This window comes from Celeribacter sp. ULVN23_4 (genome assembly GCF_054788345.1).
Genome location: NZ_JBTVYO010000001.1, coordinates 421,837 through 443,355, shown reverse-complemented (window position 1 = coordinate 443,355; position 21,519 = coordinate 421,837). Strand labels below are relative to the sequence as shown.

General features: G+C 58.6%; 21 protein-coding genes. 14 read left to right on the top strand and 7 right to left on the bottom strand.

The window, feature by feature from the left end; all coding sequences use genetic code 11:
• Positions 1-2: 2 nt before the first annotated feature.
• From ACYBHZ_RS02115 to sucC, 3 genes are all read right to left on the bottom strand, one after another.
• Positions 3-2,963: a 2-oxoglutarate dehydrogenase E1 component gene (locus tag ACYBHZ_RS02115; RefSeq protein WP_460272529.1), complete on the bottom strand. Its 2,961-nt coding sequence runs from the start codon at positions 2,961-2,963 to the stop codon at positions 3-5.
• 137 nt (positions 2,964-3,100) lie between these two features.
• On the bottom strand, positions 3,101-3,988 hold the full coding sequence (gene sucD, locus ACYBHZ_RS02110; RefSeq protein ID WP_460272528.1) for a succinate--CoA ligase subunit alpha: 888 nt from the start codon (positions 3,986-3,988) through the stop codon (positions 3,101-3,103).
• Between the two features lie 5 nt (positions 3,989-3,993).
• Entirely contained in the window at positions 3,994-5,187 is a 1,194-nt protein-coding gene (gene sucC / locus ACYBHZ_RS02105) for an ADP-forming succinate--CoA ligase subunit beta (protein WP_460272527.1), read from the bottom strand.
• A gap of 528 nt (positions 5,188-5,715) precedes the next feature.
• Between sucC and ACYBHZ_RS02100 the strand changes: the two genes are divergently transcribed.
• Entirely contained in the window at positions 5,716-6,375 is a 660-nt protein-coding gene (locus ACYBHZ_RS02100) for an outer membrane protein (RefSeq protein ID WP_460272526.1), read from the top strand.
• A 139-nt stretch (positions 6,376-6,514) separates the two neighbouring features.
• Here ACYBHZ_RS02100 and mdh read toward each other — a convergent pair whose 3' ends face one another.
• Entirely contained in the window at positions 6,515-7,477 is a 963-nt protein-coding gene (gene mdh / locus ACYBHZ_RS02095; RefSeq protein ID WP_460272525.1) for a malate dehydrogenase, read from the bottom strand.
• Between the two features lie 160 nt (positions 7,478-7,637).
• Here mdh and ACYBHZ_RS02090 point away from each other — a divergent pair, with 160 nt between their 5' ends.
• From ACYBHZ_RS02090 to ACYBHZ_RS02030, 13 genes are all read left to right on the top strand, one after another.
• The gene (locus ACYBHZ_RS02090) at positions 7,638-8,393 is read left to right on the top strand and encodes a sulfite exporter TauE/SafE family protein (protein ID WP_460272524.1); all 756 of its coding nucleotides are present in this window, start codon (positions 7,638-7,640) and stop codon (positions 8,391-8,393) included.
• 138 nt (positions 8,394-8,531) lie between these two features.
• Positions 8,532-9,386, top strand: a complete 855-nt coding sequence (locus ACYBHZ_RS02085; protein ID WP_460272523.1) for an HpcH/HpaI aldolase/citrate lyase family protein — start codon at positions 8,532-8,534, stop codon at positions 9,384-9,386.
• Positions 9,387-9,389: 3 nt separating this feature from the next.
• A complete protein-coding gene (locus ACYBHZ_RS02080; protein WP_460272522.1) occupies positions 9,390-9,947 on the top strand; it encodes an NnrU family protein in 558 nt (185 codons plus the stop codon).
• Positions 9,948-9,958: 11 nt separating this feature from the next.
• A complete protein-coding gene (locus ACYBHZ_RS02075; protein ID WP_460272521.1) occupies positions 9,959-10,162 on the top strand; it encodes a DUF1737 domain-containing protein in 204 nt (67 codons plus the stop codon).
• A gap of 15 nt (positions 10,163-10,177) precedes the next feature.
• Complete coding sequence (locus ACYBHZ_RS02070; protein WP_460272520.1) at positions 10,178-11,209, top strand: MaoC family dehydratase; 1,032 nt, start codon at positions 10,178-10,180, stop codon at positions 11,207-11,209.
• A 300-nt stretch (positions 11,210-11,509) separates the two neighbouring features.
• Positions 11,510-11,908: a succinate dehydrogenase, cytochrome b556 subunit gene (gene sdhC, locus ACYBHZ_RS02065; protein WP_460272519.1), complete on the top strand. Its 399-nt coding sequence runs from the start codon at positions 11,510-11,512 to the stop codon at positions 11,906-11,908.
• Between the two features lie 10 nt (positions 11,909-11,918).
• Positions 11,919-12,293, top strand: a complete 375-nt coding sequence (gene sdhD, locus ACYBHZ_RS02060) for a succinate dehydrogenase, hydrophobic membrane anchor protein (protein WP_460272518.1) — start codon at positions 11,919-11,921, stop codon at positions 12,291-12,293.
• Positions 12,294-12,315: 22 nt separating this feature from the next.
• Entirely contained in the window at positions 12,316-14,124 is a 1,809-nt protein-coding gene (gene sdhA, locus ACYBHZ_RS02055; RefSeq protein ID WP_460272517.1) for a succinate dehydrogenase flavoprotein subunit, read from the top strand.
• Entirely contained in the window at positions 14,124-14,447 is a 324-nt protein-coding gene (locus ACYBHZ_RS02050) for a succinate dehydrogenase (RefSeq protein WP_460272516.1), read from the top strand. Before sdhA ends, ACYBHZ_RS02050 begins: the two co-directional genes overlap by 1 nt.
• A gap of 11 nt (positions 14,448-14,458) precedes the next feature.
• Entirely contained in the window at positions 14,459-15,238 is a 780-nt protein-coding gene (locus tag ACYBHZ_RS02045; protein ID WP_460272515.1) for a succinate dehydrogenase iron-sulfur subunit, read from the top strand.
• On the top strand, positions 15,238-16,125 hold the full coding sequence (locus tag ACYBHZ_RS02040) for an urea carboxylase-associated family protein (protein WP_460272514.1): 888 nt from the start codon (positions 15,238-15,240) through the stop codon (positions 16,123-16,125). The genes ACYBHZ_RS02045 and ACYBHZ_RS02040 overlap by 1 nt, the downstream gene beginning before the upstream one ends.
• A 141-nt stretch (positions 16,126-16,266) precedes the next feature.
• Positions 16,267-16,902, top strand: a complete 636-nt coding sequence (locus ACYBHZ_RS02035; RefSeq protein ID WP_460272513.1) for a sulfotransferase — start codon at positions 16,267-16,269, stop codon at positions 16,900-16,902.
• A gap of 410 nt (positions 16,903-17,312) precedes the next feature.
• Positions 17,313-17,483 carry a hypothetical protein gene (locus ACYBHZ_RS02030; protein ID WP_460272512.1) on the top strand — a complete coding sequence of 57 codons (171 nt, stop codon included), beginning with the start codon at positions 17,313-17,315 and terminating at the stop codon, positions 17,481-17,483.
• 57 nt (positions 17,484-17,540) lie between these two features.
• Here ACYBHZ_RS02030 and ACYBHZ_RS02025 read toward each other — a convergent pair whose 3' ends face one another.
• The 3 genes from ACYBHZ_RS02025 to ACYBHZ_RS02015 form a co-directional block, all read right to left on the bottom strand.
• Entirely contained in the window at positions 17,541-18,530 is a 990-nt protein-coding gene (locus tag ACYBHZ_RS02025) for an aldo/keto reductase (protein ID WP_460272511.1), read from the bottom strand.
• A gap of 89 nt (positions 18,531-18,619) precedes the next feature.
• Entirely contained in the window at positions 18,620-19,330 is a 711-nt protein-coding gene (gene deoD / locus ACYBHZ_RS02020) for a purine-nucleoside phosphorylase (protein WP_460272510.1), read from the bottom strand.
• Between the two features lie 61 nt (positions 19,331-19,391).
• Entirely contained in the window at positions 19,392-21,371 is a 1,980-nt protein-coding gene (locus tag ACYBHZ_RS02015; protein ID WP_460272509.1) for a methylmalonyl-CoA mutase family protein, read from the bottom strand.
• Positions 21,372-21,519 lie beyond the last annotated feature (148 nt).

Genomic DNA, 21,519 nt, shown 5'->3' with positions numbered 1-21,519 from the left:
GATTACCCTTCGATATTGAGCGCATCATTCACGAGCGCTTGCTGTTGTGCTTTGTGTTGAGAGGCCAGACCCGTGGCGGGCGAGGCCGATGCAGCGCGTCCGGCGTAGACCGGGCGTGTGTGTTTCGCTTTGATGCGGGTGAGAACCCACTCGATGTTCGGCTCGACGAAGGTCCAGCCGCCTTGGTTCTTGGGCTCTTCCTGACACCAGACGATTTCCGCCTGTTTGAAGCGCTCGAGTTCTTTGACCATCGACAGCGCCGGGAACGGATAGAACTGTTCGAGGCGCAGGATGTAGGTGTCATCCTTACCGGCGGCGTCACGGGCTTCGAGAAGGTCGTAGTAGACTTTACCGGAGCAGATCACGACGCGTTTGATATCCTTGTCCGCTTTCAGTTTCAGATCGGATTTCGCGGTGCCAAAGTTGGCGTCGGCGTCATCCCAAAGAATGCGGTGGAAGGAGGATCCCTCGGTGAAGTCGGCCGCAACAGAGGTCGCCAGCTTGTGACGCAAAAGCGATTTCGGCGTCATCAGAACAAGCGGTTTCCGATAGGAGCGGTGCAGCTGGCGACGCAGGATGTGGAAGTAGTTCGCAGGCGTCGTACAGTTGGCAACGATCCAGTTGTCCTCGGCGGACATTTGCAGGAAGCGTTCGAGACGGGCGGAGGAGTGTTCCGGACCCTGACCTTCGAACCCGTGCGGCAGAAGCATCACGAGGCCGGACATCCGCAGCCATTTGCGTTCACCCGAGGAGATGAACTGGTCGAACATGATCTGCGCGCCGTTGGCGAAGTCGCCGAACTGGGCTTCCCAGAGCGTCAGCGCGTTCGGTTCGGCCAGCGAGTAGCCATATTCGAACCCGAGCACGGCGTATTCAGAGAGCATCGAGTCGATGACCTCGTAATGCGCCTGACCCTCACGGATGTGGTTGAGCGGGTAGTAGCGGTCTTCAGACTTCTGATCGATCAGGCCGGAGTGACGCTGGGAGAAGGTGCCGCGGGTGCTGTCCTGACCCGCCAGACGCACCGGGTAGCCTTCTGCAAGCAGCGAGCCAAAGGCCAGCGCTTCGCCGGTGGCCCAGTCAAAGCCTTCGCCCGTTTCGAACATCTGTGCTTTGTTCTCAAGCTGACGGCCCACGGTTTTGTGGAGATTGAAGTCGTCCGGCGCGGAGGTCAGGGAGCGACCGACCTGAGCCATGGTCTCTTCCGAGATGGCGGTCTGGCCACGCTGGTACTCTTCGCCCTCTTTGTCGAGATGCGACCAACGACCGTCGAGCCAGTCGGCCTTGTTCGGTTTGAAGGTTTTGCCGGCTTCGAACTCTTCGTTCAGCAGCGCTTGGAACGCAGCTTTCATATCCTCGATCTCGCCCTCGGGGATGAGGCCGTCAGCGACGAGACGTTCGGTGTAGAGCTGCAACGTGGTCTTGTGGCGCTTGATGTTGGTGTACATCTGCGGGTTGGTGAACATCGGCTCGTCACCTTCGTTGTGACCGAAGCGACGGTAGCAGAAGATGTCGATGACCACGTCCTTGTGGAACTTCTGACGGAACTCGGTGGCCACTTTTGCGGCGTGGACCACGGCTTCCGGATCGTCGCCGTTCACGTGGAAGATCGGGGCTTCGACCATCAGCGCGATGTCCGTCGGATACGGGGACGAGCGCGAGAAGTGCGGCGCGGTGGTGAAGCCGATCTGGTTGTTCACCACGATGTGGATCGTGCCGCCGGTGCGGTGACCGCGAAGGCCCGAAAGGCCGAAACATTCCGCCACGACACCCTGACCCGCAAAGGCCGCGTCGCCGTGCAGCAGCACGGGGATGACGGTGGTGCGGGACGGGTCGTTGTTCTGGTCGGTTTTGGCGCGGGCCTTGCCGAGTACGACCGGGTTCACCGCTTCGAGGTGGGACGGGTTGGCGGTCAGTGACAGGTGGACTTTGTTGCCATCGAATTCACGATCAGACGAGGCGCCGAGGTGATATTTCACATCGCCGGAACCATCGACGTCATCGGGCTTGAACGAGCCGCCCTGGAATTCGTTGAAGATTGCGCGGTAGGGTTTCGACAGCACGTTTGCCAAAACCGAGAGACGACCACGGTGCGGCATGCCGATGACGATTTCTTTCGCGCCAAGGTTGCCGCCGCGTTTGATGATCTGTTCCATCGCGGGGATCAGCGCTTCACCACCATCGAGGCCGAAACGCTTGGTGCCCATGTATTTCACATGGAGGAATTTCTCGAAGCCCTCGGCCTCGACCAGTTTGTTGAGAATGGCGCGGCGGCCGTTCTTGGTGAACTGGATTTCCTTGCCGAAACCTTCGATGCGCTCTTTCAGCCAGCCCGCTTCTTCCGGGTTGGAGATGTGCATGTATTGCAGCGCGAAAGTGCCGCAATAGGTGCGTTTGAGCACGTCGAGAATCTGGCGCATCGACGCGTGGGTCATGCCGAGCACGTTGTCGATAAAGATCGGGCGATCCATATCGGCTTCTGTAAAGCCGTAGGTGCGCGGGTCCAGTTCCGGGTGCGGAGCTTCGTCGCGCATTTTCAGCGGGTCGAGATCGGCGATGAGGTGGCCGCGGATACGGTAGGCGCGAATGATCATGATCGCGCGAACCGAGTCGAGCACGGCGCGTTTCACGGCATCCTCGGAGACAGCAACGCCTTTCTCGGCGGCTTTCTCTTTGATCTTTTTCTCAGCGGCGACCGGTTCGGCCCATTGTCCGTCCAGTGCGTGGGTCAGGTCGTCGTTCGGGACCGGGGGCCAATCCATACGGGCCCAAGACGGGCCGGCGGCTTCCGCGGTGACATCAGTTGCGGCATCTCCAAGGGATTGGAAGAATTCCGCCCAGGACGCGTCGACGGACGCGGGGTCTTGGACGTAATTCGCGTAAACCTGCTCGAGGTATTCCGCGTTATGCCCCTGCATGAAGGAGGAGGCATGGAAGATGTCATTCGGGGATTGGTCGTTCATCGTCTTGACCTTGTCTGAGGTGCGAGCCCGTTTAACGGCAGGGACGCGTCGCCTTTAAGTGCGTGTGCCTGCGCCCTTTTTTCAAGGGGCGCAGGCGGTGTTGTCAAATCGCGGCACCTTGCGGTGCCTGGGAGCGCTTAGCCCTTGGCAATCGCCGCCTGTACGGCCTCGCCGAGCGTGGCGGGGCTGTCAGCAACAATGATCCCAGCGGATTTCATCGCTTCGATCTTGGATTCCGCGTCGCCTTTACCGCCAGCGACGATCGCGCCAGCGTGGCCCATGCGGCGGCCCGGAGGGGCGGTGCGCCCGGCGATGAAGCCAGCGACCGGCTTCCAGCGGCCTTTTTTCTTCTGCTCGGCGAGGAACTCGGCGGCTTCCTCTTCAGCGGAGCCACCAATTTCACCAATCATGATGATAGATTGGGTTTCCGGATCGTCGAGGAACATGTCGAGCACGTCGATGTGTTCAGTGCCTTTGATCGGGTCGCCGCCGATGCCCACAGCGGTGGACTGGCCGAGGCCCATATCAGACGTCTGTTTCACGGCTTCATAGGTCAGCGTACCGGAGCGGGAAACCACGCCCACGGACCCACGTTTGTGGATGTGACCCGGCATGATGCCGATCTTGCAGGCGTCCGGGGTGATGACACCCGGGCAGTTCGGGCCGATCAGGCGGGACTTGGAGTCCATCAGCGCGCGCTTCACCTTCATCATGTCGAGCACCGGAATGCCCTCGGTGATGCAGATGATGAGTTCCATCTCGGCGTCGATCGCTTCGAGGATCGAGTCGGCTGCGAACGGCGGCGGCACGTAGATCACGGAGGCGTTGGCCTCGGTGACGTGCTTGGCTTCGTGCACGGAGTTGAAGACCGGCAGGTCGAGGTGGGTGTTGCCACCTTTACCCGGAGTCACGCCGCCAACCATTTTGGTGCCGTAAGCGATGGCTTGTTCAGAGTGGAAGGTGCCTTGCGAGCCGGTGAAGCCCTGGCAGATCACCTTGGTGTTTTCATCAACGAGAATTGCCATGTGACTTAGCCTTTCACTGCCTTAACGATTTTCTGGGCGCCATCTTTCAGGTCGTCGGCGGCGATCACGTTCAGACCGGAGTTCTGAATGATCTCTTTGCCGAGTTCCACGTTGGTGCCTTCGAGACGAACCACGAGCGGAACCTGCAGGCCCACTTCTTTCACGGCTGCGATCACGCCTTCGGCGATGATGTCACAGCGCATGATGCCGCCGAAAATGTTCACGAGGATGCCTTTGACGTTGGCGTCCGAGGTGATGATTTTGAACGCTTCGGTCACTTTCTCTTTGGTCGCACCGCCGCCCACGTCGAGGAAGTTGGCCGGTTCTGCGCCGTAGAGTTTGATGATGTCCATGGTGGCCATCGCGAGACCCGCGCCGTTCACCATGCAGCCGATCTCACCGTCGAGCGCGATGTAGTTCAGGTCGAACTTGGAGGCTTCGAGCTCTTTGCTGTCTTCTTCGGTCTCGTCGCGCAGTTCGACGATATCCGGGTGACGGTAGAGAGCGTTGCCGTCAAAGCCGAGCTTGGCGTCGAGCACTTTGAGGTTGCCGTCGGTCATCACGATCAGCGGGTTGATTTCCAGCATCTCCATGTCTTTCTCGATGAAAGCACGGTAGAGATCGCCCATCAGCTTCACGCATTGCTTCACCTGCGCGCCTTCGAGGCCGAGGGAGAAGGCGATGCGGCGGCCGTGGTACGGCTGGTAGCCGGTGGCCGGATCGACGGAGAAGGACAGGATTTTCTCGGGGGTGCTTGCCGCCACTTCCTCGATGTCCATGCCGCCCTCGGTGGAGGAAACGAAGGACACGCGGGAGGTCTGACGATCCACGAGCAGAGCGAGGTACAGCTCTTTTTCGATGTCGGAGCCATCTTCGAAATAGATGCGGTTAACCTGTTTACCAGCCGGGCCGGTCTGGTGGGTCACAAGGGTCTTGCCCAGCATCTTCTTGGCTTCTTCCGCTGCTTCCTCAACGGATTTTGCCAGACGCACGCCGCCTTTTTCACCGGCTTCGGCCTCTTTGAATTTGCCTTTGCCGCGGCCACCTGCGTGGATCTGGGCTTTGACGACCCACAGCGGGCCGTCAAGTTCGCCAGCCGCGGATTTGGCGTCTTCTGCACGGGTGATGGCGCGACCGCCGGAAACCGGTGCGCCATACTCCTTGAGAAGGGCTTTCGCCTGATACTCGTGGATGTTCATTAGAGATGTCCTCTCCCTGGTTCTATTGGTGCCGTGTATGACATTCTGACGCGGGCCAGATAAATGTTTTTTTGAATGCCGGGCGGGAAAAGGCCGATGTTTTGCGCGTTTGTGATCACAGCAAAGTTTAGTGTGATCACAAATGTTGAATTTCGAATCCCCATGCCCTGAGTCGCTTTCGTTTATGTCGTCTTTTAAGGATTTGCCGTTGCCGCCCATCGTCGCGCCATTGCCAGTCTGTGAATGTTCTGGAAAGTCAGGTGCCAGTGGGTGGGGTTTGCTATGGGAACTGTGTGCGTTTCGGGGCCTCTCGTTTGTCTCCAAAATCTGCCGGGCATTTTGTCAGAACGTATTTCTCTCGGGCCAGGCGGGCCTAGCTTTTCGGTGCTGGGTGGGATTATATGAAAACATTCAACAAAATGTGAATGTGATTTGCCGGTGACAGTTACGGGCGAATAGAATTCAAAAGCTCGCTTTTGGAAGCCTTCCGGGTGTAGAGCAGAGATAGAATTTAATGACTGAGGTGAGATGATGAAGATTCTCGGACAAGTCGCGCTGGCAGGGGCCGCGTGTGTCGCACTGGCTTCCGCAGCGCAAGCAGGCGAATTCAGCCTGTCGATTTACGGCGGCTATCAGACCGCACCGCACAGCAGTGTGAAGGGCAACGACGGGGTCGACACGTTTGACTTCACCACCGGCTGGGAAGGCAAAAGCTTTGAGATGCCGCCCTATTACGGTATCCGCGGCACCTACTGGGTGCGGGACAACTTCGGCTGGATCGCCGATTTTAACCACACCAAGGTTTACGCCGATGAAGATGACAAAGCGGCGAACGGCTTCTCGACGCTGGAATTCACCGACGGTTTGAACAACCTGACGGTGGGTCCGATCTGGCGCTGGCCGGGGCTGTGGAACAACTTCACCCCCTATGCGAGCGCGTCGGTCGGTGTTGTGATCCCGCACGTTGAAGTCGTGACCGCGAACACCGATACGATCGAATATCAGCTTGCGGGTCCGAGCGTCGCACTTGTCCTCGGTGCCAGCTATGAGCTGAACGATCGTTGGGATCTGTTCACCGAATACAAAGGCACCTACAGCCAAGTTGATGCCGATCTCGATGGCGGCGGCAATCTGAAAACAGACATCATCACCAACGCGCTGAACTTTGGTGTGAGCTACAACTTCTGAGGTTTCAGAAGGCGAGATGCGGAGAAACCGGGCTTTGGCCCGGTTTTTTCATGTCTGAAGGTTAGGTCTGTTGCGCTTCGGGCAAAGAAAAACCCGCGCTCGAAAGCGCGGGTTCGAATGTCTTAAAACCGGGATCGGATTAGGCGAGGTTGCCGTCGATGCCTTTACAAGCTTCGACGAGGCCTTTCACAGCGTCCACGGATTTGTCGAACATCACTTGCTCTTCTTTGTTGAGCTTGATGTCGATGACTTTTTCGATGCCGCCAGCGCCGATCACGGTCGGAACGCCAACGTACATGCCGTCCACGCCGATCTCGCCGTTGCAGTAAGCGGCGCAGGGCAGAACGCGTTTTTGGTCTTTCAGGTAGGCTTCGGCCATCTCGATGGCGGAGGTTGCCGGAGCGTAGAACGCGGAGCCGGTTTTCAGCAGGCCAACGATTTCGGCACCGCCGTCACGGGTGCGTTGCAGGATCGCGTCGAGTTTCTCTTGCGTGGTCCAGCCCATTTCCACCAGATCCGGGAGCGGGATGCCGCCAACGGTGGAGTAACGCACGGAGGGAACCATGGTGTCGCCGTGGCCGCCGAGAACGAAGGCGGTGACGTCTTTCATGGACACGCCGAATTCGACGGAGAGGAAGTGACGGAAGCGAGCGGAGTCGAGCACGCCAGCCATGCCGCAGACTTTCTCGGCCGGGAGACCGGAGTATTGCTGCAGCGCCCAAACCATCGCGTCGAGCGGGTTGGTGATACAAATAACAAAGGCATCAGGAGCGTTTTCCTTGATGCCTTCGCCGACGGATTTCATGACCTTGAGGTTGATGCCCAGCAGATCGTCACGGGACATGCCCGGTTTGCGCGGAACACCGGCGGTGACGATGCAGACGTCTGCGCCAGCGATGTCGGCGTAATCCGTGGTGCCTTTCAGCGTCGCGTCGAAGCCTTCGGCCGGACCGGATTCTGCGATGTCGAGAGCTTTACCTTGGGGGGTGCCTTCTGCGATGTCGAAGAGAACGACGTCGCCGAGTTCTTTCAGGGCTGCAAGGTGAGCGAGCGTGCCGCCGATTTGACCAGCGCCGATAAGGGCAATCTTGGGTCGGGCCATTGATCTGTCTCCAGTTGGTTGTGAGATTGCGGCATGGGTAGCTCTTTGGTGCGGCTCGCGCAAGTCTGCGGTGCGGCATCTTGACCATGTTGGGCTGGAGTTATCGCTAACCTCCTTGTATTTCTGCGGGAAACTTCGCCGCTTCACGTAAGGACAACCGATGACTTTAGACCTGCATTTTTTCCTGTTTGCTGTCCCGGCGGTCATATTTGCAGGTATGTCCAAGGGCGGTTTCGGCTCTGCAGCGGCCTTTGCGGCAACGCCTGTTCTGGCCTTGATTCTCACTCCGGGGCAAGCAGTTGGCCTGATGTTGCCGCTTTTGATGGTCATGGATGTGACCGCCGTTAAGATGTTTTGGGGCAAGTGGGATCTGCGGATCGCGGGGGTTCTGATCCTCGGGGCCGTACCCGGTGTGGTGATCGGAGCGCTGGTTTACGGCGTGGCCGATCCGCGCGTATTCAAATTTTTGATAGGTGTCGTCGCTCTGGGGTTCGTCGCTTGGCAGCTGGCCAAATCGGCCCGTTTGATCAAGCCTCCGAAACGGGAATTGGGGCGCGGCGCGGGGCTGTTTTGGGGCGCTGTGACGGGGCTCACGAGCTTCATCAGCCACGCCGGCGGTCCGCCCGCTGCCGTTTATATGCTGTCGAAGCGGATGGACAAAACGACTTATCAGGCGACCTCGGTTCTGACCTTCTGGGCGGTGAACGCGATGAAGGTCATCCCTTATATTTTTGTCGGCATTTTCACCCGCGAGTCCCTGACGGCGGATCTCACCTTGGTGCCTGTCGCTGTGGTCGGCGTTCTCTTGGGGGTCTGGGCGCATCGCAAAGTGCCGGAAAAGCTGTTTTTCGGGATGGCCTATGTGTTCTTGGTGATCACTGGCGGCAAGTTGATCTGGGACGCCTTGGCGGGGTAGGTGCTCTATTCTCCTGCAAGCGCAAGCGCCTTGATGCCGCGTCACGGCGCGTAATTCTGCGCTGCGGAAATTTTACCCTTGCGGATTGGTGCGTTTTTGTGGCCTCTTGCGCAATAATATTGCGGAGGAGAAGAATCAATGTCTGAGGCCAATACGCGTCCATATCGGTCAGCCCTTTATATTCCCGGCTCGAAAGAGCGGGCCTTGGAAAAGGCCAAGGGGCTGGCCTGCGACGCGATCCTGTTCGATCTTGAAGATGCGGTCGCGCCCGATGAAAAGGTCAAGGCGCGGGGGATGCTGGTCGAGGCGATGAAAGCGGGCGGTTATGGCAACCGTGCGAAGATCATCCGGGTGAACGGGTTCGACACCGAATGGGGGCGCGATGATGTCGCGGCCTTTGTGGGCGTTGATATCGACGGCATCCTGTTGCCGAAGGTCGAGAGCGCCGAGATGGTCGAAGATTTGGCGCGCGCCATTCCCGATGTGCCGCTCTGGGCCATGATGGAAACGCCCAAAGGGATGCTGAACGCCGCCGAGATCGCGGCGCATCCGCGGATGGCGGGCTTCGTCATGGGCACCAACGATCTGGCGAAAGAGTTGAACACGCGGTTTCGCGCGGACCGTCTGCCGATGATGGGCGGCTTGCATCTCTGTCTGATCGCGGCGCGGGCCTATGGGATCGTCGCGCTTGATGGTGTCTATAATGCGTTCAAGGATGAAGAGGGTCTCAAGGCCGAATGTGAGCAGGGGCGTGATATGGGGTTTGACGGCAAAACCCTGATCCACCCGGCGCAGCTTGAGATCGCGAATGCATCCTTTGCGCCCTCTGAGGCGGAGATTGACCTCGCCAAACGCCAGATCGCGGCCTTTGAAGAGGCGGAGGCCAAGGGCGAAGGTGTCGCCGTTGTGGATGGGAAAATCGTGGAGAATCTGCATATTGTGACGGCGCGGGCGACGCTCGCGAAACATGATGCGATTTTAGCCATGGAGTAAATCATGCCTCTCCTCATCCTCGGTCTCGGCCTGCTCATCTGGTGCGGATCTCACCTTTTCAAACGCCTCTTCCCCGAGGCGCGTGCTGCGCTCGGGGATAAAAAGGGGCCTGCGCTTGTCGCGACGGGCAATCTGATCGGGCTCGTTTTGATGGTGGTGGGGTTTCGGATAAGCGAGACTTACGATCTTTATGCACTGCCGCCCTATCTGCGGCATGTGAACAATCTATTGATGTTGATTGCGGTCATTCTCTTCGGTCTCGGACATTCCAAAAGCCGGGCGCGGGGATGGTTGCGGCATCCGATGCTGACAAGCGTGATTGTCTGGGGCGTGGCGCATTTGCTGGTCAACTCGGACGCAGCCTCTCTGGTGTTGTTCGGCGGTATGATCCTCTGGGCTTTTGCCGAGATGGCGCTGATCAATCGGGCTGAGCCAACGCCGGAGCCTTATTCAATGGGAACGCGCAAGGGGGACATTCGCATGGTAATCCTCACGCCGGTGTTCTTTGCGCTGATCGCGGGGATTCACATCTGGCTGGGGTACAACCCGTTTCCGGGATGAGGAGTTGAGAGATGAAAGCTTACAGGCTGCTGACCGAGGAAGACACATCGGCCTTTTGTCACAAGGTGACAGAGGCCTTGAACAAGGGCTGGGCGCTTTACGGATCGCCGAGCTACGCCTTTGACGCGGCGACGGGAAAGATGCGCTGCGCACAGGCGGTCACAAAAGAGGCCGAGGGGGAGTATTCGCCTGAGGTCAAGCTTGGGCAATTATAGTGGGAGGACTATAGGGTGAAAACCAATCGGGGACGTTTCTTCGAGGATTATAAAGTCGGGCAAGTGATTGAGCACGCCGTGCCGCGCACCGTGTCGGGAGGCGAGCGGGCGCTGTATCATGCGCTCTATCCGGCGCGTCATGCGCTTTATTCCTCGGATGAGTTTGCTGAAAGCTGCGGGCTTGAGAAAAGCCCGATCGACGATTTGATCGCGTTCCATATGGTCTTTGGCAAAACCGTTCCGGATATTTCCCTCAACGCGGTCGCGAACCTTGGCTATGCCGAGGGGCGCTGGCTCAAACCGGTCTATCCGGGCGACACCTTGCGCTCGGTTTCCGAGGTGATCGGGCTCAAGCAGAACTCCAATGGCAAATCCGGCGTTGTCTGGGTGCGCACGCGGGGGCTCAACCAATGGGATGAGCCGGTGTTGGAATATGTGCGTTGGGTGATGGTGCGCAAAGGCGATCTGGATGCGCCCGCGCCGGAGACGGTGATACCGGATCTGGCAAAGGTCGTGGCGCCTGCGGATCTGGTGGTCCCTGAGGGGCTGGATTTCCTTCAGTATAATGACACGCTGGCCGGGGAGCCGCATCGGTTTGGCGATTACGAGATCGGCGAGAAGATCGACCATGTTGATGGGGTGACCATTGAGGAAGCCGAGCACATGATGGCGACGCGGCTTTGGCAGAACACGGCCAAAGTGCATTTCGATGCCACCAATCGCCCGGACGGCAAACGGCTCATTTACGGCGGCCATGTGATTTCGTTGGCGCGGGCTTTGTCTTTCAATGGCTTGGCGAATGCGCAGATGATCGTCGGGCTGAATGGTGGCGCGCATGCGAACCCGTGTTTCTCCGGGGATACGGTCCGAGCCTATAGCGAAGTGCTGGACAAGGCCGAGACCGATGCGCCCGGCGTCGGGGCGCTCCGGCTGCGGCTGGTCGCCTATAAACATGGTGCGCCGGAGTTCGCGTATAAGACAGAAGAAGGCAAGTATCACCCGGATGTCTTGCTTGATCTCGATTACTGGGCGCTGGTTCCTCAGTAATCGAGATCAAGCCTGTGCATTTGTGATCGCATATTTGGGGCGTGCCGTATTTGCGCGCCCTTTTTGTTGCAATCAGCGGTCATTTTTTTGCATAAAACCTATGAAAACCCTCAGAAAAAGTGATAGCGCTAAATTTGTGATCACGCGACGAAATACGTGATCACAAATCTAATTTGTGTGTAAATATTAACCGAAAAGAGCTTTTGTTAGCGCTATCAATTTGCGGCTGGGTGGTGACTCAGGGCGAGAAAGGAGTATTACGGGGCCAGCTTACAGCATCATTCGTGAAAGGACGCCACCATGGCTGATGTGAACCGCGGCAATCGGCCGCTCTCTCCCTTCATGATCGGACCGTATTATCGACCGCAGATGACGTCGATCTCCTCGATCATGGTCCGTATTACTGGCATTGCATCTCTCGGCTCCGTTTTCCTGGTGATTTGCTGGTTCCTCGCAGCTGCCAGCTCCGAGACGGCCTTCAACTTTTTCAACGGTCTCTACGGCAGCTGGGTTGGTAACATCGTCATGCTCGCCGCAGCATGGGCGATCTGGTACCACATGCTGGGCCGTGTTCGTCACGTGATCTGGGACTTCGGTTACTGCCTTGACGTGCCGACGTCCGAGAAAATGGGGTGGGGCATGTTCATCGGTGCAACCGCTCTGACCGTGCTGACCGCTCTTGTATTTCTGATTTTCTGAGGGGCAGGCCATGAATTTTCTGACTGACCGCAAACGCGCAACTGGGCTTGGTTCCGGCGGGACCGGCGCTGAGCATCACTGGCTGACCATTGCGACCTCGATCTCTCTGGTCATCCTCGTGCCGCTGTTCATCTTCACCTTTGGCTACGCCGTGGGGCATTCTTTCGAAGAGGTGCTGGACTTCTACAGCAGCCCCTGCATCGCGATCATCACGGCGCTGTGCCTCGTGGGTGGCATCATCCACTTGAAAACCGAGGTTGACGAGGCCGTCGAGGATTACATCGGGGGCATCAAGCGCAAGCTGACGCTGATCGCCGTGGCGGGCTTTTGCTACGCGCTGATGGCCGCCGGCCTCTTCGCCCTTTTGAAACTCGCCATTCAGTGATGTGCGGCAAGGAATAAAGACAATGACAGCAGCATATGAATATGAAACCCACGAATACGACGTTGTCGTCGTTGGCGCCGGTGGTTCTGGTCTGCGCGCGACGCTGGGCATGGCCGAGCAAGGTCTGCGCACGGCCTGTGTGACCAAGGTCTTCCCGACCCGTTCGCACACCGTGGCTGCGCAAGGCGGTATCGCGGCTTCGCTCTCCAACATGGGCCCGGACAACTGGCAGTGGCACATGTACGACACCGTGAAGGGTTCCGACTGGCTCGGCGATTCGGACGCGATGGAATATCTCGCCCGCGAAGCGCCCAAGGCGGTGTACGAACTGGAACACTACGGTGTGCCGTTCTCCCGGACCGAAGAAGGTAAAATCTACCAGCGTCCGTTCGGCGGCCACACCACCGAATTCGGTGAAGGCCCGCCCGTGCAGCGGACCTGTGCCGCCGCTGACCGGACCGGTCACGCGATCCTGCACACGCTTTACGGCCAGTCCGTGAAAGAGAAAGCCGAGTTCTACATCGAGTATTTCGCGATCGACCTGATCATGTCCGAAGACGGGCAGTGCCAAGGTGTGGTGTGCTGGAAACTCGACGACGGCACCATGCATGTCTTCAACGCGAAGATGGTTGTTCTGGCGACCGGCGGTTATGGCCGCGCTTATTTCTCCGCGACGTCTGCTCACACCTGCACCGGTGATGGTGGCGGTATGGTGGCCCGTGCGGGTCTGGCGCTTCAGGATATGGAATTCGTTCAGTTCCACCCGACCGGTATCTACGGCTCCGGCTGTCTGATCACCGAGGGGGCGCGCGGCGAGGGTGGTTATCTGACCAACTCCGAAGGCGAGCGCTTCATGGAACGCTATGCGCCGACCTATAAAGACCTTGCGTCCCGTGACGTGGTCTCGCGCTGCATGACGATGGAAATCCGCGAAGGTCGCGGTGTGGGCGCCGAGGGTGACCACATCCACCTCAACCTCAGCCACCTTCCGCCGGAAGCTCTGGCCGAGCGTCTGCCGGGCATTTCCGAATCCGCGAAAATCTTCGCGGGTGTGGACGTCACGAAAGAGCCGATTCCGGTTCTGCCGACGGTGCACTACAACATGGGCGGTATTCCGACCAACTACCACGGTGAGGTCATCAACCCGACCGCCGACAACCCGGATGCAATCGTGCCGGGCCTGATGGCTGTTGGTGAAGCTGGCTCCGCCTCCGTGCACGGTGCAAACCGTCTCGGTTCCAACTCGCTCATCGACCTTGTGGTCTTTGGTCGTGCGGCCGCCATTCGTGCCGGTCAGGTTGTGGATGCAGATGCGCCGAACCCGGTGCTCAACCAAGCGTCCATCGACAAGGCGTTCGATCGTTTCGACAAGCTGCGTTACGCCAAAGGCGGCGTTGCCACGGCGGAACTGCGCCTCGAACTGCAGAAAACCATGCAGGCCGATGCCGCTGTGTTCCGCACCGACAAGACGCTGGCCGAAGGTGTCGAGAAGGTCAAAGCCATCGCTGGCAAAATGGGCGATGTGGCCGTGACCGACCGCTCGCTGGTCTGGAACTCCGATCTCATGGAGACGCTGGAACTGACCAACCTTATGCCGAATGCTCTGGCGACCATCGTCGGCGCAGAAGCACGTAAGGAAAGCCGCGGTGCGCATGCTCACGAGGATTACCCGGAGCGTGACGACAAGGAATGGCGCAAGCACTCGATCATGCACGTTGAAGAGAACAATGTAGACCTGACCTTCCGTCCGGTTCACATCGATCCTCTGACGCCGGAAGCCGAGGGCGGTATCCCGCTCAAGAAAATCGCGCCGAAGAAACGGGTGTACTGATGCGAGGGGTCGCTTTTGCAACCCTTGCCGCTTTGATCCTGAGCGGCTGCGTGGAGAATTCTCCTTTGGTGGAGGATACGACCCGCGTGGCTGCAAAGGGTGTCGTAAAAACGGTCATCAACTCCAAATATCCTGGGGTTGATGCCGATCTCTACGTGGATTGCGTGATGGACAATGCCGACACGTCGCAGCTGGTGAGCCTCGCCAAGGCGGCTGTCGTCGGGGTCGATTCCAGCACAGTGGCCACGGTGACGGAAATCGCCAGCGAGCCTGAAACTCTCAAATGCATTGCTCAGAACGGTCTGAGTGGCCTGCTCGGTTAGGAGAAAAAACGATGGTTCAATTTAACCTTCCCAAGAATTCCAAGATCGTGACGGGCAAGACCTGGCCGAAGCCTGAGGGCGCGACCAATGTCCGCAAGTTCCAGATTTATCGCTGGAGCCCCGATGACGAGAAGAACCCGTCGGTGGATACCTATTTCCTCGACATGGACAAATGCGGTCCGATGGTTCTCGACGCGCTGATCAAGATCAAGAACGAGATCGATCCGACGCTGACCTTCCGCCGTTCCTGCCGTGAGGGCATCTGTGGCTCTTGTGCGATGAACATCGACGGGATCAACACGCTGGCCTGTATCTACGGTCTCGACGAGATCAAAGGCGATGTGCGCATCTTCCCGCTGCCGCACATGCCGGTGGTGAAGGATCTTATCCCCGATCTGACCCACTTCTATGCGCAGCACGCCTCGATCATGCCGTGGCTTGAGACCAAGACCAACCGTCCGGAAAAAGAATGGCGTCAGTCCATTGAAGACCGGAAGAAACTCGATGGTCTCTATGAATGCGTGATGTGCGCCAGCTGCTCGACCTCCTGCCCGAGCTACTGGTGGAACGGCGATGAGTATCTTGGACCGGCAGCCCTGCTGCACGCCTACCGCTGGATCATCGACTCGCGCGATGAAGCCACGGGCGAGCGTCTCGATTACCTTGAAGACAGCTTCAAGCTCTACCGCTGCCACACCATCATGAACTGTGCGAAAACCTGCCCGAAAGGTCTGAACCCGGCGGCCGCCATCGCGCATATCAAGAAAATGATGCTCGAACGCGCGCACTGATGTGTAGCGACGTCACGACAGTGTCTGGACAAGAGTTTTGCGACGCGCCTGAGGATGCTCAGGCGCGTCGTGCCGTTGAGCCCGTCATTTGCTACCCCGTCGAGACATTGCCGCAGCCCGATTTGGGACTGTATCAACGAGCACGGGAAGGCGCGGAGAAGATTGGCGCAGTGATCGTCGAGCCGCGCGAGGCCGCGACGTTTCGGGTCGAGGCCGGGCAGTTCTTCCGGATCAAAAGCATTGAGGGCCCGCAGGTCGGGGATTTCAATCTTTGGAACGCTGCGGATTTGTCGGAGCGGTTTTATTCCGGAAAGACACGCGCACTTCATGGCACGCATCTGAGTTCCGGCATGCGGATGTGGAGCAGTTTCCCGCATCTGCGCCCAATGGCGACCATCATCCATGATACGCTTGCGTGGTACGGGAAGGACGAATTCGGCGGCTCGGTGCATGATGTGATCGGCACGCGCTGCGATCCCTACACGCATCAGCTTCTATCCGGCGGGCAATATCACCACTGCTGTCATTCGAATCTGACACGCGCTTTGGCTGCTGAGCTTGGCGTGTCCCCGGCTGAGGCCGAGCCTCATGTCCATGATGTGCTGAACGTGTTCATGTGCACCGGGTTCACGTGGGACACGGGTCAGTATTTCATGAAAGCAAGCCCCGTTCGCCCCGGCGACTATCTCGAATTCTTCGCTGAGATCGACCTTCTAGGGGCTTTGTCCGCCTGTCCCGGAGGGGATTGTTCGACAGTGCATTCTTCGGATGAGGCGAAATGCTACCCGCTTCTGGTCGAAATTTTTGCTCCGAAACCGGGTGCGCTCGGCGGTTGGGTGTCCCCCTCGCAAAATGGCTACGATGGCAGCCATGGGGGTTCTGTTTAAGGCTGGGACTTTGTGAAAGGGGGGGAGCGACCGCTCGCGCGCACTGGTACTCCGCGGAGCGCTCGATTAAGTACAGGCCAGTGCGCGCAACAGCGGCGCGCCTGTCAGTCGCTTTCTCACTAAGGAACTCTCCGAACGCTCATGGCCCGAACGTCCCGCCGCCCCAAAGTCTTTATCCTCGGTTTCAACAAAACCGCCACAACAGCTCTGCATCAGTGGTTCAAGCTGTCGGGCTATCGGTCCTTTCACTGGGGTGTCATTGCCAAGGAAAAAGTTCCGGGACGGTATCTCGCCAATGTGGTGATCTCGAATGTCACCTGTGGACGCCCTCCATTGGAAACGCTTGAGGATTTCGATTGTTATTCCGAATTTTCGAATGTGCGGGATGACTACTTTTTCGAGGCGAATTACTTTTTCGATAAGCTTTATGAGGCTTACCCCGATGCGTATTTCATCTTGAATACACGATCGACCGAAAGCTGGATCAAATCCCGCGTGCGGCATCAATCGAATGTCTTTGGGCCGTTCATTGACCGGGCGCTGCGCGCGATGGGGCAGGAGCAAGCCGTTCTGGAGCGTCACTGGGAAGACTATAAGCCGAAGTTCGAGGAACGGATGCGTGCTTTCTTCGCAGCTCGCCCCGAGGCGAAGTTTTGCGAATATCACATTTCCGAGGATAAGCCCGAGAAGCTTGTCGCTTTTATGCAGAAGGATTACACCCTGCCAATGGAGAATTTTGGCGTGCACAATGCCGAAGCCACGGCGCGACACTCTTAACATTATAGAGGGCACGCGCGGCATTTTTCTTATGCAAAGCCTGAAACTGTGAACGTGATATGCTCTTCCTCATCCCTCTGATTATCGCCGCGCTTTACCTCGGCATGTATCTCATGCGGAGCGATAAAACGGGCGCGTGCCGGTGGCGTCAGGTGGGGCGGACGGAGCAGGCTGTGGCGTGGAAATGCCCCGTTTGTGGGGCTGAAACGCAAACAGATGCAGGCGAGCCACGGTATTGCGGCGCAAAAAGAGAGGGCTAAGGTCGCGAAAGTTATGTGTTTTGTGCTGCATTGCAGCATGCGCATGACAACTATGAGACATTTGGGGGGTCTCAGACGGCAGAGCGCAGCTTAGTTAGGGGGCAAGAAAGGGCCCGCCAAGGGTCCGGTGCCCCTTATGGAGATATACGCATGACCCTGCATGACGCGAAACTGCAAAACGCCGCTGCGAAAGAGACCACGATGAAAGTCTCCGAATGGCTGGAATATTACGCCCCGTCCACCCCGGCTGTGAACACCGGCGAACAGGTTGCTCCGCGCAAACTCGACGTTCTCGACCAGATGTACGCCTATTACGAATGAGCCTTAGCGCAATGTCGTAAAGGAAAAGCCCCGCAAGACGCGGGGCTTTTGTTTTTTTCAGCAGTAGCGTTCAACACCGACCATCTGCACGTCGGAATAGCGATCGCCCGCCGCCCAACCTGCGGGCAGGATTTGCTCGATTTCCCAGAGATCATCTTCGGACAATCCGATCTCGCCCGCATCGGCCCAGTCGGACAGGTGTTCCTTGGTGCGCGTGCCGGGGATCGGGATCAGGTGATCGCCCTGATGCAGAACCCATGCGAGCGCGAGCGCCGGGGTGGAAACGCCCTTCTTCTCGGCAAAGGCACGGAAGGCGCGGATGTACTCCATATTTTCAAGCCAGTTCTGCCCCATGAAGCGCGGGTTGGATTTGCGGAAATCCGCATCATCGAAACGGCTCGGGTCAAGATCGGAGACACCCAGAGCGCCACGCGCAACGGGAGAGAAGGGAATAAAGGCGATCCCCAACTCTTCGCAGGTCTGGATTACGCCCAGTTCCGGCTGCCGGGTCCAGAGCGAATATTCGTTCTGCACCGCGCCCACAGGGACGACCTTATGCGCGCGGCGGATCGTCGAGGGGGCGACTTCGGACAGGCCCCAGGCGTCGATCAGCCCCTCTTCGATGAGCTTGCCCATGGTTTCGGCGAGCGTCTCGACAGGCAGTTCCTGCTGGCGGCGGTGGATGTAATACAGCTCCACCTTGTCGCGGTTCAGTTTCTTGAGGGAGCTTTCAAGTTCGGAACGAATGTAATCTTCTTCATTGTTGAAGCTGCGCGGTGGGCCGGGGACGATGCCCGCTTTGGTGGCTAGCGTCACATCCGCTCCGCTTTCCTTGAGGTATTGGCCGACGATCCGCTCGGAACGGCCGAGGCCATAAAGGTTCGCGGTGTCCCAGAAGTCGATCCCGGCGGCTTGGACCGCTGCGAGGGTTTCGAGCGAGGTTTCGTCATCGGTTTCGCCGAAGAACCCGGCGAAGCTCATACAGCCAAAGCCGATTGCTCCGACCATCGGGCCATTGGCGCCAAGCTGTCTTTTGGGCATGCTCATGGCGACTGTCCTTATTTATGTGATGTCATGCAAAGGGCCGCAGTCTCGCGGCCCTTTGCAGATAGGTCGCAAACGCAGAAAATCCAGCCTCAGGCGAAGGCCGCCTCAAGCGCAATCTCGACCATATCGCCAAAGCTTTTTTCGCGCTGATCGGAGGGCAGGGCCTCATGGGTCAGCAGGTGGTCAGAGACGGTCATAACGCCAAGCGCGCGTGCGCCGTGACGGGCGGCGACGGTGTAAAGCTCTGCGGCTTCCATTTCGACGCCCAAAATGCCGTGACGGATCATCGCCTCATCAAGGTCGGGGCGTTCCGCGTAGAACACGTCAGACGAATAGATATTGCCGACATGGACGCCTGTGTCCTTCTTGCGCGCGCTGGCGACGGCGGCTTCCAGAAGGCCATAGTCGGCACAGGGCGCGTAGTTGATCTCTTTGAAGAAGCCTGCGGAGGGGGTCGAGCCCATGGTGGTGGCGGTCATGGCGATGATGACATCGCGCACCTTGATGTGCTCTTGCATCGCGCCGCAGGAGCCGATGCGGATCAGGGTCTTGGCCCCATATTCGGTGATCAGCTCATTGGCGTAGATCGAGATCGACGGCATGCCCATGCCGGAGCCGTGGATGGTGACGCGGTTGCCTTTGTAAAAGCCCGTGAAACCGAGCATGCCGCGCACTTCGTTGACCAGTTTGATGTCTTCGAGATAGGTCTCCGCAGCCCATTTGGCGCGGTAGGGATCGCCCGGCATCAAGACGGTTTCGGCAATATCGCCTTTGGCTGCTGCAATATGGGGGGTTGGCATCGGGGCACCTCGTGTATGATGGATTGCCCCGACTATATCCGCGATTGTGGCGGATAAAACCCTACTCTGCAGCTTTTGACGCCGGATCGACCAGCGCCACGATGTCGAACATGATGCGGTTCAGCTCGAAATCCTTCGGCGTGTAGACACGGGCCACGCCGATGGCGCGCAGGTGCTCTGCATCCTCTTCCGGGATGATGCCGCCTGCGACGACAGGGATGTGGCTGAGCCCTGCGTCCTTCATTTGGCGCATTAAGTCTTCGAGCAGTGGAATGTGCGAGCCGGAAAGGATCGAGAGACCTACCACATGTGCATCATCCGCTTTGGCAGCAGCAACGATCTCGGCGGGCGTCAGGCGGATGCCTTCATAGGCGATTTCCATGCCGCAGTCGCGCGCGCGGGCGGCGATCTGTTCGGCGCCGTTGGAATGGCCGTCGAGGCCGGGCTTGCCGACAAGGAACTTGAGCTTGCGCCCGAGGGAGGCCGACACGCGGGCGACCTCTTCGCGGATTTCATCCAGCCCCTCAGTCCGGTTCGAAGGATTGGCAGAAACGCCCGTGGGGCCGCGGTACTGCCCGAAAGCGGCCCGTACCACGTCGCCCCATTCGCCGGTCGTCGCACCCGCTTTCGCGGCCTTGATCGAGGCGGGCATGACGTTGATGCCGCTGGCCGCTGCTTCGCGCAATTCTTTGAGCGCGGACTGTACGGCCTGCTCATCGCGGGCTTCGCGCCAGGCGGTGAGGCGCGCGATCTGATCGGCCTCGGCCTCTGGGTCGGCCTTCATGATGCCGCCATCGCCCGCAGTCAGCGGGGAGGGCTCTCCCGTGGTCCATTTGTTAACGCCCACGACGATGGTCTCGCCCGCTTCAATCTTCGCGATACGTTCGGCATTGGCCTCCACGAGACGCGATTTCATGTATTCGATCGCCTCGATCGCGCCGCCCATGCCGTCGAGCGTCTCAAGCTCGGCCCGTGCGCCGTCTTTCAACGCTGCAACCTTGCGCTCCACGGCGGGGTTGTTGTCGAACAGGTCTTCGTATTCCAGAAGGTCGGTCTCATAGGCGAAAATCTGTTGCATCCTGAGCGACCATTGCTGATCGAACGGGCGCGGGAGGCCAAGCGCCTCGTTCCAGGCAGGCAACTGCACCGCACGGGCGCGGGCGTTTTTCGACAGGGTCACGGCCAGCATTTCGATCAGGATACGATAGACATTGTTCTCCGGCTGCTGCTCGGTCAGGCCAAGCGAGTTGACCTGCACCCCGTAGCGGAAGCGACGGAATTTCGGGTCTTCGACGCCATAACGCTCGCGGGTGATCTCGTCCCACAGCTCGACAAAGGCGCGCATCTTGCACATCTCGGTGACAAAACGGATGCCCGCGTTCACGAAAAACGAAATGCGCCCGACCATATTGGGGAAGGCCTCGGCGGGCACTTTCTCTTTTAGGTCGTCCAGCACGGCGATGGCAGTGGCGAGCGCAAAGGCCAATTCCTGTTCCGGCGTCGCACCGGCCTCTTGCAGGTGGTAGGAACAGACGTTCATCGGGTTCCATTTCGGCAGATGCTCGCGCGTGTAGGCGGCCACATCTGTGATCATCCGCAAAGACGGGCGCGGGGGGCAGACATAGGTGCCGCGCGACAGGTATTCTTTGATGATGTCGTTCTGAACCGTGCCCTGAAGCTTGGAAATATCCGCGCCTTGTTCTTCCGCGACCGCGATATAAAGCGCCAAGAGCCAAGGCGCGGTGGCGTTGATCGTCATGGACGTGTTCATTTGCTCCAGCGGGATCTCATTGAACAGCATCCGCATGTCGCCCAGATGCGCGACGGGCACGCCGACCTTGCCGACCTCGCCTTTTGAGAGCTCATGATCGCTGTCATAGCCCGTCTGCGTCGGCAGGTCGAAGGCCACGGAGAGGCCGGTCTGCCCCTTGGACAGGTTGGTGCGGTAGAGCGCATTGGAGGCCTTCGCCGTGGAATGCCCCGCGTAGGTGCGAAAGAGCCACGGGCGATCTTTTTTCACCTCTTGTGCCGTGTCGGTCATCGCAAACCTCCCATCTGCGTAGAGTAACAATATTTCTCGGAGTGTTTTATGTGTGGAATAATGTGCCAATGTCAATTCGCCGCGACGCGGCAGAGCATGAAAATTACATATTTTTAGGCGTGACGTAAGGATATTTCTTCCCCATGTG